This window comes from Kitasatospora sp. NPDC059747 (genome assembly GCF_042732955.1).
GTDB lineage: Bacteria > Actinomycetota > Actinomycetes > Streptomycetales > Streptomycetaceae > Kitasatospora.
In genome coordinates this window covers 1-12,389 of the sequence record NZ_JBHWGV010000065.1, presented here as the reverse complement: position 1 = coordinate 12,389, position 12,389 = coordinate 1, and the positions used below count along the sequence as shown (strand labels likewise).

Sequence of the window (12,389 nt, the reverse complement as noted above, 5' to 3'; positions counted from 1 at the left end):
ACCCCTAGCGGGGGGACTCTCCCCGTGTGCGGCCCCCCCCCCCGCACCCCCCCCCCGCCCCGTTCGCCGTCGCGGCCCGCCGGGGCTCAACCCATTCAACTTCTCGGTCAGGCGTCGAGCTTCTCGCGCTCGGCCGCCCGCTCCTGCTTCTTCGAGGCCGTCAGGCTGGTCACCGTGGTGACGGCCAGCACCACCACGATGAAGCCCAGCGAGAACGGGATGCCGATCTCCGGCACGTGCACGCCGGCCTCGTGCAGCGCGTGCAGCACCAGCTTCACGCCGATGAAGCCGAGGATCACCGACAGGCCGTACGACAGGTGGACCAGCTTCTTCAGCAGGCCGCCGATCAGGAAGTACAGCTGGCGCAGGCCCATCAGCGCGAAGGCGTTGGCGGTGAACACGATGTACGGGTCCTGGGTCAGGCCGAAGATGGCCGGAATCGAGTCCAGCGCGAACAGCACGTCCGTGGTGCCGATCGCCAGCATGACAATCAGCATCGGGGTCATCAGCCGGCGGCCGTTCTCCCGGATGAAGAGCTTGGTGCCGTGGTACTTGTCGGTCGACGGGAAGCGCCGCTCGATCGACTTGAGCAGGCGGTTCTCCTCGAACTCCTCCTCTTCCTCGTCGGCCCGCGCCTCCTTGATCAGCTTCCAGGCGGTCCAGACCAGGAAGCCGCCGAAGATGAAGAACACCCAGGAGAACTGCGTCACGAGGGCCGCGCCGCCGGCGATGAACACCGCCCGCAGCACCAGCGCGATGATCACGCCGAACATCAGCACGCGCTGCTGGTAGACCCTGGGCACCGCGAACTTGCCCATGATCAGGATGAACACGAAGAGGTTGTCGACGCTGAGGGACTTCTCGGTGATGTAGCCGGCGAAGAACTCACCGGCCGGCTGCGCGCCGGAGTGCCACCAGAGGAAGCCGCCGAAGAGCACCGCCAGCACGACCCAGACCACGGTCCAGATCCCGGCCTCCTTGACCGAGACCTCGTGCGGCTTTCGCCCTCCGATGAAGAAGTCCGCCACGATCAGTGCGATCAGCACACCGACCGTGGTGACCCACATGGCTACGGAAACGTCCATTACTGCTCCTCCGGCAGCTAGGCGAGACGGTCATCGTCACTGCCGGAGGTCTCTTCCGCCCGCCGGGACGCGCCCGGGCCGGACCAGTGCCCCGGGGCGCCGCGACGGGCGCCCGTGATGACGGGGCTACTGCTACGAGGAATACTCCCCTCCGCTGCCATCGAGAGTAACAGGAGCGGCAAGGAAGGGTAAAGAAGGTAAAGGCGCGGCCGGAACCGGAAGGATCAGAGGAACGGCTCGATCGCCGGGAGCAGGTCCTGGAAGGTCCGCCCGCGGGCCGGGGCGCCGATCGCCTGCATGGCCCAGCCGCCGGAGCCGTCGCGGAAGACCTTCGCCATGATCTGGCCGGTGTGCGGCCCTCCCCCGGCGAGCTCGTAGCGGGCCAGCTCCACCCCGGTCGTCTCGTCCACCAGGCGGCAGTGCGCGTTCCGGACCTCGGCGAAGGTCTGGCCGGTGTAGGAGCTCACCGTGAAGACGACCTGGGTGATGTGCGCCGGCACGCGCAGCAGGTCGACCAGGATCGCCTCGTCGTCGTCCGTGCCCGAGCCGCCCTCCAGGTTGTCCCCGGTGTGCCGGATCGAGCCGTCGGTGGACTCCAGGTGCTGGAAGAACACGACGTCGGAGGGCGTCCGCTCGGCGTACAGCAGGGCCGAGGCGTCCAGGTCGATCTTCCGGGTGCGGGTGCCGAACAGGCCCCGCTTGGGCGCGGCCTGCCAGCCGAGGCCCATCCGGACCACGGTCAGCTCACCGCCCGAGCCCTTCTGGAGGCTGACCTTCTGGCCCTTGGCAAGACTCACCGACACGACGTTGTCCTCTCTGCCCGGCCGCGCGCCCGGTCCGCGCGCGGCTCCCTGCTGGAACACCCCGTCGCCGTCCCCCGGCTGAGGCCCCCTCGTCTTCCGGCCCGCCACTCCGTCCCGGGAGCGCGAATGCCGCAGGCCAGCCTAGGGCCTGCGGCACCCGCGAACCCCAAGCGTTCGCCGGTTTGTGGCAAGGCTGAGACACCGTCGGCGTTGACCGGTGCCGAACCGGCCAGGGCCGACGGTGCCCGGGCCGCGCCTCAGGCGACCCCGGCCTCCCGCATCTGGCGCAGCTCCCTCTTGAGCTCCTTGACCTCGTCGCGCAGCCGGGCCGCGACCTCGAACTGGAGGTCGGCCGCGGCCGCGTGCATCCGGTCGGTCATCTCCTGGATCAGCTCCGCCAGCTCGGCGGCCGGCATCGACTTGGCGGGCTTGCGCTCGCTGCCCAGCGCCGGCACCGGGGCCTTGCCCTTCCCCTGGCCCCGGTAGCCGCTGGAGAGCAGCTCGTCGGTGTCGACGTCCTCGCGGGCGAGGGTGTCGAGGATGTCGCCGATCTTCTTGCGCAGCGGCTGCGGGTCGATCCCGTGCTTCTTGTTGTAGGCCTGCTGGACGTCGCGGCGGCGGTTCGTCTCGTCGATGGCCTTCTCCATCGCGGGGGTGATCTTGTCCGCGTACATGTGCACCTGGCCCGAGACGTTCCGGGCGGCGCGCCCGATCGTCTGGATCAGCGAGGTGCCGGAGCGCAGGAAGCCCTCCTTGTCCGCGTCCAGGATCGCCACCAGGGACACCTCGGGCAGGTCGAGGCCCTCGCGGAGCAGGTTGATGCCGACCAGCACGTCGTACCGCCCGGCCCGCAGCTCGCGCAGCAGCTCGACGCGGCGCAGGGTGTCCACGTCGCTGTGCAGGTACCGGACCCGGATGTCCAGGCCGAGCATGTAGTCGGTGAGGTCCTCGGCCATCTTCTTGGTCAGCGTGGTGACCAGGACGCGCTCGTCGCGCTCGACCCGCTTGCGGACCTCGTGCACCAGGTCGTCGATCTGGCCCTCGGTCGGCTTGACGATCACCTCGGGGTCGATCAGGCCGGTCGGGCGGATGATCTGCTCGACCTGGCCGTCGCCGCGGGACAGCTCGTACGCGCCCGGGGTGGCCGACAGGTACACCGTCTGGCCGATCCGGCCGAGGAACTCCTCCCACTTCAGCGGGCGGTTGTCCATCGCGGACGGCAGCCGGAAGCCGTGTTCGACCAGCGTGCGCTTGCGCGAGGCGTCGCCCTCGTACATCGCGCCGATCTGCGGGACGGTGACGTGCGACTCGTCGATGACGAGGAGGAAGTCCTCGGGGAAGTAGTCCAGCAGCGTGTTCGGCGGGGAGCCGGGCTCGCGGCCGTCGAAGTGCATCGAGTAGTTCTCGACGCCCGAGCAGGTGCCGATCTGGCGCAGCATCTCGATGTCGTAGGTGGTGCGCATCCGCAGCCGCTGGGCCTCCAGCAGCTTGCCCTGCTTCTCCAGCCGGGCGAGCGTCTGCTCCAGCTCCGTCTCGATGCCGGCGACGGCCCGCTCCATGCGCTCGGGGCCGGCCACGTAGTGCGAGGCGGGGAAGACGTAGACCGAGTCGTCCTGGCTGATGATCTCGCCGGTGAGCGGGTGCAGGGTGTACAGCGCCTCGATCTCGTCGCCGAACATCTCGATCCGGACCGCGAGCTCCTCGTAGACCGGGAAGATCTCGATGGTGTCGCCGCGCACCCGGAAGGTGCCGCGGGTGAACGCGACGTCGTTGCGCGCGTACTGGATGTCGACGAAGCGGCGCAGCAGCACGTCCCGGTCGATCTCCTGGCCGACCTTGAGCGGCACCATCCGGTCGACGTACTCCTGCGGCGTGCCGAGGCCGTAGATGCAGGAGACGGACGCGACCACGATCACGTCCCGGCGGGTGAGCAGCGAGTTCGTCGCGGAGTGCCGCAGCCGCTCGACCTCCTCGTTGATCGAGGAGTCCTTCTCGATGTAGGTGTCCGTCTGCGGGACGTACGCCTCGGGCTGGTAGTAGTCGTAGTACGAGACGAAGTACTCGACCGCGTTGTTCGGCAGCAGCTCGCGGAACTCGTTGGCCAGCTGGGCGGCCAGCGTCTTGTTCGGCGCCATCACCAGGGTGGGCCGCTGCAGCTTCTCGATCATCCAGGCCGTGGTGGCCGACTTGCCGGTGCCGGTGGCGCCGAGCAGGACGACGTCCTTCTCCCCGCCCGTGATCCGCCGCTCCAGCTCGGCGATCGCCGCCGGCTGGTCCCCGTTGGGCTGGAAGGGACTGACGACCTCGAAGGGCGCCACTGACCGCTCAATACTCGTGATGGGTCGCACGTGTCCACCGTACGACCCACCACCGACAAGCGGTGCCGGTTCGTTCAGGCCGCGTGGGCCTCGAACCTCATGGCCGGCTCGTGGGCCGGGTCGATGCGGACCGTCGAGTCGAAGGCGGCGGCCAGCCGTTCGATCAGCGGCAGCGTCGGATCCACCCCGCTCTCCTCGATGCTCTCGACCGTCTCCACGTCCAGCCCGGCCCGCTCGGCGAGCCGGGCCGGGCTCCAGCCGAGCGCGGCGCGACGGGCGTACACGGCCTCGGCCAGCGCCATCCGCCGCCCGGCCGCCCGGTACTCCTCGGTGTCCCGGTGCTCCGGCGGCACGGTCCAGCGGGTGTGGTAGCCGCTGCTCATCGCTGCTCCTCCCGGTCGTAGACCTCGTGGTCGGCGGCCGGCAGGTGCTCCGCCTCGCAGACCTTCTGGGCGCGGTGTGCCCGCTCGACCTGATCGGTCTCGCGGTTCCTAGTCTTGCGGAAGACCGTCAGCAGCACAGCCCTCCGACCCGGTGCGAGCCAGTACGTGATGCGCATGGGTCCGATGCGCAGCTCCCGCAGCGGCCCGCCCAGGTGGCTCGCGAGGGGGAACGGCAGCATCTCGCCGTCGTCCGCGAGTCGGTCGGCGGCACGCTCGGCCGCACGGTACTCCGCGATCGAGCAGTTCTGGAGCCACACCCGAACCTCGGGCTCGATCTCGATCGTGTGGCCCGCCCGGGACCCCGCACCTGTCACGTCTCTCCCCCTTGCTCTGCCGCTGGAACAACGGTCGGGCGAGGGGGAGAGGTTACGGGCTCAGCTCTTCGCGCTGTCCCGGGCGAGGGCGACGAGGCGGGAGACCGCTCGCAGGTACTTCTTGCGGTAGCCGCCGCGGAGCATGTCCTCGGGGAAGACCTGGTCGAAGGGCAGGCCGGAGGCCGTGATGGGCAGCTCGCGGTCGTACATGCGGTCGGCGAGGACGACCAGGCGCAGCGCCGTGGACTGGTCGTCGACCTGGTGCACGCCGCGCAGGCAGACCGCGGTGACGTCGTCCAGCAGGGCGCCGTAACGGCTGGGGTGGACGGCGGAGAGGTGGGCGAGGAGGGCGTCGAAGTCGTCGAGGGAGGCACCGGGGGTGCGCGCGGCGACGGCGTCGACGGTCTCGTCCGGGTAGGGCGGCGGGGCGTCCGGCAGGCCGCGGTGGCGGTAGTCCTGACCGTCGATCCGCATCGGGCGGAAGTGCGCGGACAGCCCCTGGATCTCGCGCAGGAAGTCGGCGGCGGCGAAGCGGCCCTCGCCGAGCTTCTCCGGCAGCGTGTTCGAGGTGGCGCAGAGCTTGACGCCGTTGTCGACCAGGCGCCCGAGCAGGGTGGAGACCAGGACGGTGTCGCCCGGGTCGTCGAGCTCGAACTCGTCGATGCACAGCAGCGTGTGCCCGGAGAGGGTCCGGACGGCCTGCTGGAAGCCGAGCGCGCCGACCAGGTTGGTCAGCTCGACGAAGGTGCCGAAGGCCTTGGGGCCGGGGGCGGAGTGCCACAGCGAGGCGAGCAGGTGGGTCTTGCCGACGCCGTAGCCGCCGTCGAGGTAGACGCCGGCCGGGCCGGTGGGCGCGGGGGCGCTGCGGCGGAACCAGCCGCGCTTGGGCGCGGAACCGTTTCCCGCGCCGAGGGTGGCGGCGAACTGCTCCAGGACCTGGACGGCCTCGTACTGGCTCGGCTGGGTCTGGTCCGGGATGTACGTCCCGAAGCTCACCTCGGCGAACCGGGGCGGGGGGACCATCTCGGCGACCAGGCGCTCGGCGGGCACGACGGGGCGGCGGTCAGTAAGCGCGACCGGGGCGCCGGGCGCGGGCGCGGCGGCTATGGATTCGGTCGCGGTGGCGGGGCGGGGAGCTGCGGGCACGTTAGTAGAGGGTACGCCTGCTCCCGGGCCCCTCCGACCCCGCGCCGGGGCCGGCCGGTGGAACACTGGCGGTATGCACCTGTTGATCAGCCCGCTGACCGAGCCGGTCGCCGACCCGGGCTCGCTGGAGTCGCTCGCCGCCCTCTACGCGTACCCCGACCAGGTGAATCGGGGCCGGCCGTGGCTGCGCGCCAACATGGTGGCCGGACTGGACGGCGGCGCGAAGCTCGACGGCCTGTCCGAGGGCCTCTCCGGGGACGCGGACAAGCGGATCTTCGGGGTGCTGCGCGCGCTGTCGGACGTCGTGCTGGTGGGCGCCGAGACGGTCCGCGCGGAGGGCTACCGCCCGGCCCGGGCCCGGGCCGAGTTCGCGGCGGCGCGGGCGGCGGCCGGGCAGGCCCCGGCCCCGGCGATCGCGATCGTGAGCCGGTCGCTGGCGCTGGACCTGGACGCGCCGCTGTTCACCGAGCCGCTGGTCCGGACGGTGGTGATCACCACCGAGGACGCCCCGGCCGAGCGCCGCCGGGCGGTGGCCGCGGTGGCCGACCTGGTGTCGGCCGGGCAGGGTTCGGTGGACCTGCGCGCGGGCGTGTCCGCCCTGGTGGAGCGGGGCTGGACGCGGCTGCTGACCGAGGGCGGCCCGCGCCTGCTGGGACAGCTGGCGGCGGCGGGCCTGCTGGACGAGTTGTGCCTGTCGCTGGCCCCGTTGATCACGGGCGGCGACGCGCCGCGCATCATCCACGATGCGGAAATGCCTGACGTGCGGACGATGCGGCTGGTCTCATTGATCGAGCAGAAAGGATTCCTCTTCACCCGCTACCTGCGTCACCTGCGTTCGGATGACCCCGTGACCCCCTGATCGCGATCCCGTTCCCCTTGGGGGCCTTTCGTCCGCGCGGCCCGCGTGCCGGGTGAGCAGCGAGCCGAAAGCTTCCGCCGGGCACTATGGGATGCGATGCCGGGGCCCGGGGGCCGGCCACTGGAAGGGACTCACGTGTTCAAGACGGTACTGATGATCGAAAAGGCGCTCTCCGACGCGGACGTGGAGCTCGTCACCACGCTCCACAGCGACGAGAAGGTCTCCTTCGTCGTCCTGATGCAGCCGCGCGGCCGGCAGGACGAGCTGCTGCGGGCGCTGGACGACGTCGCCCTCGGCCACCTGGACAAGGTGGTGCACGAGCACGACGAGTCCGAGAGCGGGCCGACGGTGGCGTCCGAGTCGCTCGAACACAGCCTGCGCCACCTGCGCCGGGCCGGCGCCGAGGCGGTCGGCGAGCTGGTCGAGGACAAGCCGCTGGAGCGCCTGAAGGCGGTGGTGCGCGACCAGGACGCCGACGAGGTCGTCGTGCTCACCTCCCCGCACTTCGTCGAGGAGTTCTTCCACCGGGACTGGGCCTCGCAGGCCCGGCACAAGGTCGGCGTCCCGGTGCTGCGGCTGTTCGCCAGCGACTCCTGAGCCGACCGACCCGACCCCGACCTTGGTGCAGAATCGTCCTTGCGGTCCGTCCGCGAGGACGATTCGCACGTCGCCCCCGCGGGCAGCGCCCGCCCGCCCACCCAGCCCCCGCCCCAACGGAGCCCCGCCTTGAACGACGCCGCGCACGACCTGCACGCCCCGCACTTCATCGGCATCGGCGGCGCCGGCATGTCCGGCCTGGCGAAGATCCTCGCGGTGCGCGGTGCCAGCGTCTCCGGCAGCGACTCCAAGGAGTCGGAGACCGTCCTCGCCCTGCGCGCCCTCGGCGCGACCGTCCACGTCGGCCACGCGGCCGAGCACGTGCCGGACGGCACCAGCAGCGTGGTCGTCTCCAGCGCGATCCGCGCCGACAACCCGGAGCTGGCCGCGGCCCGCGAGCGCGGCATCCCCGTGGTGCACCGCTCCGACGCGCTGGCCGCGCTGATGGGCGGGCGCCGCGCCCTGGCCGTCGCCGGCACCCACGGCAAGACCACCACCACGAGCATGCTCGCCGTCGCCCTCGGCGAGCTCGGCCTGGACCCGTCCTACGCGATCGGCGGCGACCTCGACGCGCCGGGCTCCAACGCCCACCACGGCACCGGCGAGATCTTCGTCGCCGAGGCCGACGAGAGCGACCGCAGCTTCCACAAGTACGCGCCCGAGGTGGCGATCGTGCTCAACGTGGAGCTCGACCACCACGCCAACTACGCGTCGATCGAGGAGATCCACGAGTCGTTCGAGACCTTCGTCGGCCGGATCACCCCGGGCGGCACCCTGGTCGTCTCGGCCGACCACGACGGCGCCCGCGAGCTCACCGCCCGGGTCGCCGCGCGCGAGGGCCTGAACGTCGTCACCGTCGGCGCCGCCGAGGACGCCGACCTGCGCGTCCTGTCGGTGGTCGCCCGCGGCATGACCAGCGAGGTCACCGTCCTGCTGGACGGCGCCGAGCTGACCTTCACGGTCTCGGTGCCCGGCCGCCACTACGCGCACAACGCCGTCGCCGCGCTGGCCGCGGGCGTCGCGCTCGGCGTGCCGGCCGCCGACCTGGCCAAGGCGCTCGGCGCCTACACCGGGGTGCGCCGCCGGCTCCAGCTCAAGGGCGAGGCGGGCGGCGTCCAGGTGATCGACTCCTACGCCCACCACCCGACCGAGATGGCCGCCGACCTGGAGGCGATCCGAGGCGCCGCCGAGGGCCGCGTCCTGGTGGTCTTCCAGCCGCACCTGTTCAGCCGCACCCAGCAGCTCGCCGAGGAGATGGGGCAGGCGCTCGCGCTGGCCGACGCCTCGGTCGTGCTGGACATCTACCCGGCCCGCGAGGACCCGATCCCGGGCGTGACCAGCGAGCTGATCATCGACGCGGCCCACCGGGCCGGCGCCGAGGTCACCGCCGAGCACGACTTCGCCGCCGCCCCCGCCGTGCTGGCCGGCCTCGCCCGCCCGGGCGACCTGGTGCTCACGATGGGCGCCGGGGACGTCACCAACCTCGGCCCCGAAATTCTGAAGCACCTCGCGAACGTTGCCTCCAACGTCTGACGCACGCCGACGGGAGCCGTGATGAGCTACGAGATCGAGAAGACCGAGGCCGAGTGGCGCGAGCAGCTCAGCCCCGAGGAGTACCACGTGCTCCGCGAGGCGGGCACCGAGCGCCCGTTCACCGGCGAGTACACCGACACCAAGACCGTCGGCGTCTACGCCTGCCGGGCCTGCGGCACCGAGCTGTTCAGTTCCACCACGAAGTTCGACAGCCACTGCGGCTGGCCCTCGTACTACGCGCCGCTGGCCGGGGACCGGGTCCAGTACATCGAGGACACCTCGCTCGGCATGCGCCGGGTCGAGGTGCGGTGCGCGCGGTGCGGCGGGCACCTCGGACACGTCTTCGAGGGCGAGGGCTACGGCACGCCGACCGACCAGCGCTACTGCATCAACAGCGTCTCGCTGACGCTGAAGCCGGTCGAGGACTGACCGTCCGCGAAGGGCCCGGACGTCCGTACGCGGATGTCCGGGCCCTTCGCGTGGTCAGACGACCGGGGCGAAGCGGACCGGCAGGTTCACCAGGGCGCGGTGGAAGGGCCCCGGGCGCCAGAGCAAGTCCTGGGTGGGCAGCGTGAGTTCGAGGTCGCTCAGCCGGCTGGTCAGCTGCTCGATCGCCGAGATCGCGATCAGCAGGGCCGGGTCCCGGGCCGGGCAGGCGTGCGGGCCCGCCGCCCAGGCCAGGTGGGCGCTCTCGCCGCTGCGCAGCTCGGCGCCGTCGGTCGGCGGCGCCGCCTGGTTGTTGGCCGCCGCGTAGGAGACCAGCATCAGCGTGCCGGCCTTGATCTCGCGGCCGTGGAAGGTGATGTCGTACCGCGGGTAGTGCGCCGACAGGTTGGCCAGCGGCGGCTCGTGCCACAGCACCTCGTCGATCGCCTGGTAGGCGGTCATCGCGCCGCCGAACAGCGAGCCGGCGTAGCGCTCGTCGGTGAGCAGGCGCAGCAGGGCGTTGCCGATCAGGTTGGTGGTCGGCTCGTGCCCGGCGATCATGGTCAGGGTGATCTGCCGGATCACCTCGTCGTTGTCCAGCCCGGCCGGGTGGGTGACGAACCAGGAGGTGAGGTCGTGCCGGGGGCGCCGGCGCCGGTCGGCGACCATCTCGGTGACCACGGCGAGGAGGTCCCCGTAGGCGGCCACGGCCTTCTCGGTGGACTCGATCATCTTGGAGATGCCGGCCACCAGGCGGTCGCTGTGCTCCTCGGGCACGCCGAACCACGTGTTGAAGACGAAGACCGGCAGCTGGCGGGCGTACTCGGCGATGAGGTCGGCGGTGCCGGCGGCCTCGAAGCGGTCGATCAGCCGGTGGGCGACCTCGCCGACGCGGCGCTGGAGCACGTGCGGTTCGAGCAGCCTGAGGCCGTCGGTGATCACCGCGCGGTAGCGGTCGTGGACCTCGCCGTCGCTGAACAGGGCGGTGGGGCGGTAGCCGAGCACGACCAGGAGCGGGGAGTCCGGCGGGACGGTCCGCTGCCAGGCCCGGGAGTCCTTGGAGAAGGTGTCGGTGTCGCGCAGGAGGTCCAGCGCGGCCTGGTAGTCGGTGACGAGCAGGCCCTCCACGCCGGGCGCGACCTCGACCGGGGCGACGGCGCCGTGGCGGCGCAGCCGGTCGTAGACCAGGTGCGGGTCGGCGGCGAACACCGGCCCGTAGATCGGCGTCGGTCGGGTCTCGGTGGTCACGGTCCCTCCTGGGGGTCCGGGCCGGCCGGCAGGCCGTGCAGGACGTGCTCGGTGAGCGCGATCAGCGCGTCGAGGCTGGCGCCGCGCTCGCGGGCGTCGCAGAGCACGAGCGGGGTGTCGGGGTGCAGGTCGAGGTGGGCGCGCAGGACCTCGACGGAGTGGACGGGCGCGTCCGGGAAGCCGTTGACGGCGACGGCGTAGGGCAGGCCCTGCTCCTCGACCATGTCCATGATCTCGAAGGAGTCGGCGAGCCGGCGGGTGTCGGCGAGCACCAGGGCGCCGAGGGCGCCGCGGGCGATGTCCTGCCAGAGCGGGAAGAAGCGGCGCTGGCCGGGGGTGCCGAACATGTAGAGCACGACGTTGCCGGGCAGGGTGAGCCGGCCGAAGTCGACGGCGACCGTGGTGGTGGTCTTCTCCGGCAGGTCGGCGAGGTCGTCGACCGGGCGGCCGGTCTCGGTCATCGCCTCCTCGGTGTGCAGGGTGGCGATCTCCGAGAGGGTGCGGATGAGCGTCGTCTTGCCGACCCCGAACGGGCCGGCCACGACGACCTTCATCAGCGTCTGGTCCGGGTCGGGCAGGTAGCCCACCCGGCTGGGCCGGTCGGCCGGGCCGCCGGGGGCCGGGTTACCGGAGCGTGCGGAGTCCAACGAGGAGCCTCTCGACGATGGAGCGGTCGGTCTGCTGGGCGCGCGGGATCGGCGCGCGGGCGTTCAGGCAGCCCGCCTCGACCAGATCGGCCGCGAGGAAGACGGTGGCGCTGACCGGCAGGCGCAGGTGCGCGGCGGCCTCCACCACGGTCAGCGCGCCGGGGCGCAGCAGCTCCCAGAGCCGTTCGTGTTCGTGTTCCAGCCCGTACGGCGGCTCGGCGCGGGCCGCGTACAACACGGTCAGCCGCTCGAAGCCGGCGCTGCCGGGGCGGGTGCGGCCGCCGGTGGCGAGGTAGGCGGGCACCATCCGCCTGCGGGGTACGCCGGTCATGACCGGGGTGTGCCGTCGGGCTGCCGGGCCGGGCTCGCGAGCGCGCGGCCCAGGGCGGCGACCTGGACCTGCATCTGGTAGGCCACGTTGCCGAGCTGGGCCTCGGGCGTGGTGAAGACGGCGAGCGAGGTGTTCTCCCCGGCCGGGACGACGACGGCGTAGCCGAGGTCGGACTCGACGACGGTCTGGGCCAGCCGGGGCTGGGCGGTGTCGGTGAAGGCGCTGGTGAAGGCCCGGGCGGCGGCGTGGACGGTGGCGGTCATCGCGGCGACCCGCTCGGCGGAGGCGCGGCCGAGCCCGTCCGAGGCGCCCTCGACGAGGCCGTCCCCGGTGGCGATGACGGCGTGCAGCACCCCCGGGAGCTCCAGCAGCGGGGTGAGCACCCACGAGATCTCGTCGGTGGCGGTCGGGCTGGGCGTGCTGCTCACTGCGCGGCTCCTTCGGGGGTGGGGCCTTCGCCCGCTGACTGGGGTGCGCCCGTGGACGGGGGTTCGCCCTGGGGCGGGGTGGCACCGTCCCGGGCGGCGGCGGCCACGGCGGCGCGGCCCTCGCCGGTGCCCTGCTGGAGCGCGCTCCAGTGCCGGGCGGCCCGCTCGGGGGTGCGGGCGGGCGCCCCGGGGGCCTCGGCCGGGCCGGGCC

The 12,389-nt window shown here is 72.2% G+C and carries 14 protein-coding genes and 1 pseudogene; 4 read left to right on the top strand and 11 right to left on the bottom strand.

Annotated features, from left to right (window positions below; all coding sequences use genetic code 11):
* Positions 1 to 107 precede the first annotated feature (107 nt).
* The 6 genes from ACFV4G_RS26170 to zapE form a co-directional block, all read right to left on the bottom strand.
* On the bottom strand, positions 108 to 1,085 hold the full coding sequence (locus ACFV4G_RS26170) for a TerC family protein (protein WP_380444426.1): 978 nt from the start codon (positions 1,083 to 1,085) through the stop codon (positions 108 to 110).
* A 224-nt stretch (positions 1,086 to 1,309) separates the two neighbouring features.
* Entirely contained in the window at positions 1,310 to 1,888 is a 579-nt protein-coding gene (locus ACFV4G_RS26165) for a TerD family protein (RefSeq protein WP_380444424.1), read from the bottom strand.
* A gap of 257 nt (positions 1,889 to 2,145) precedes the next feature.
* Positions 2,146 to 4,236, bottom strand: a complete 2,091-nt coding sequence (uvrB, locus tag ACFV4G_RS26160; RefSeq protein ID WP_380444422.1) for an excinuclease ABC subunit UvrB — start codon at positions 4,234 to 4,236, stop codon at positions 2,146 to 2,148.
* A gap of 44 nt (positions 4,237 to 4,280) precedes the next feature.
* Complete coding sequence (locus tag ACFV4G_RS26155; RefSeq protein ID WP_380444421.1) at positions 4,281 to 4,589, bottom strand: helix-turn-helix domain-containing protein; 309 nt, start codon at positions 4,587 to 4,589, stop codon at positions 4,281 to 4,283.
* Positions 4,586 to 4,963 (bottom strand): type II toxin-antitoxin system RelE/ParE family toxin, encoded by a 378-nt coding sequence (locus ACFV4G_RS26150; protein ID WP_380444419.1) that lies wholly within the window; start codon positions 4,961 to 4,963, stop codon positions 4,586 to 4,588. The genes ACFV4G_RS26155 and ACFV4G_RS26150 overlap by 4 nt, the downstream gene beginning before the upstream one ends.
* A 60-nt stretch (positions 4,964 to 5,023) precedes the next feature.
* Positions 5,024 to 6,109 carry a cell division protein ZapE gene (gene zapE / locus ACFV4G_RS26145; protein WP_380444417.1) on the bottom strand — a complete coding sequence of 362 codons (1,086 nt, stop codon included), beginning with the start codon at positions 6,107 to 6,109 and terminating at the stop codon, positions 5,024 to 5,026.
* Between the two features lie 73 nt (positions 6,110 to 6,182).
* On the opposite strand from zapE, the gene ACFV4G_RS26140 reads away from it, so the two are divergent.
* From ACFV4G_RS26140 to msrB, 4 genes are all read left to right on the top strand, one after another.
* A complete protein-coding gene (locus ACFV4G_RS26140; protein WP_380444415.1) occupies positions 6,183 to 6,968 on the top strand; it encodes a pyrimidine reductase family protein in 786 nt (261 codons plus the stop codon).
* Between the two features lie 135 nt (positions 6,969 to 7,103).
* Positions 7,104 to 7,565, top strand: a complete 462-nt coding sequence (locus ACFV4G_RS26135; protein WP_380444414.1) for an indole-3-glycerol phosphate synthase — start codon at positions 7,104 to 7,106, stop codon at positions 7,563 to 7,565.
* A gap of 150 nt (positions 7,566 to 7,715) precedes the next feature.
* Entirely contained in the window at positions 7,716 to 9,098 is a 1,383-nt protein-coding gene (murC, locus tag ACFV4G_RS26130) for a UDP-N-acetylmuramate--L-alanine ligase (RefSeq protein ID WP_380444477.1), read from the top strand.
* Positions 9,099 to 9,119: 21 nt separating this feature from the next.
* Entirely contained in the window at positions 9,120 to 9,527 is a 408-nt protein-coding gene (msrB, locus tag ACFV4G_RS26125; RefSeq protein ID WP_380444412.1) for a peptide-methionine (R)-S-oxide reductase MsrB, read from the top strand.
* Between the two features lie 54 nt (positions 9,528 to 9,581).
* Here msrB and ACFV4G_RS26120 read toward each other — a convergent pair whose 3' ends face one another.
* The 5 genes and pseudogenes from ACFV4G_RS26120 to ACFV4G_RS26100 form a co-directional block, all read right to left on the bottom strand.
* Positions 9,582 to 10,772: a cytochrome P450 gene (locus ACFV4G_RS26120; RefSeq protein WP_380444410.1), complete on the bottom strand. Its 1,191-nt coding sequence runs from the start codon at positions 10,770 to 10,772 to the stop codon at positions 9,582 to 9,584.
* A complete protein-coding gene (locus ACFV4G_RS26115; RefSeq protein ID WP_359961171.1) occupies positions 10,769 to 11,326 on the bottom strand; it encodes an ATP/GTP-binding protein in 558 nt (185 codons plus the stop codon). Before ACFV4G_RS26115 ends, ACFV4G_RS26120 begins: the two co-directional genes overlap by 4 nt.
* Before the next feature lie 70 nt (positions 11,327 to 11,396).
* Positions 11,397 to 11,750 carry a DUF742 domain-containing protein gene (locus tag ACFV4G_RS26110; protein WP_380444408.1) on the bottom strand — a complete coding sequence of 118 codons (354 nt, stop codon included), beginning with the start codon at positions 11,748 to 11,750 and terminating at the stop codon, positions 11,397 to 11,399.
* The gene (locus tag ACFV4G_RS26105) at positions 11,747 to 12,178 is read right to left on the bottom strand and encodes a roadblock/LC7 domain-containing protein (protein ID WP_380444406.1); all 432 of its coding nucleotides are present in this window, start codon (positions 12,176 to 12,178) and stop codon (positions 11,747 to 11,749) included. The genes ACFV4G_RS26110 and ACFV4G_RS26105 overlap by 4 nt, the downstream gene beginning before the upstream one ends.
* Positions 12,175 to 12,389 (bottom strand): annotated as a pseudogene (locus ACFV4G_RS26100) (hypothetical protein); the annotation flags it as partial. The pseudogene ACFV4G_RS26100 and the gene ACFV4G_RS26105, both read right to left, overlap by 4 nt.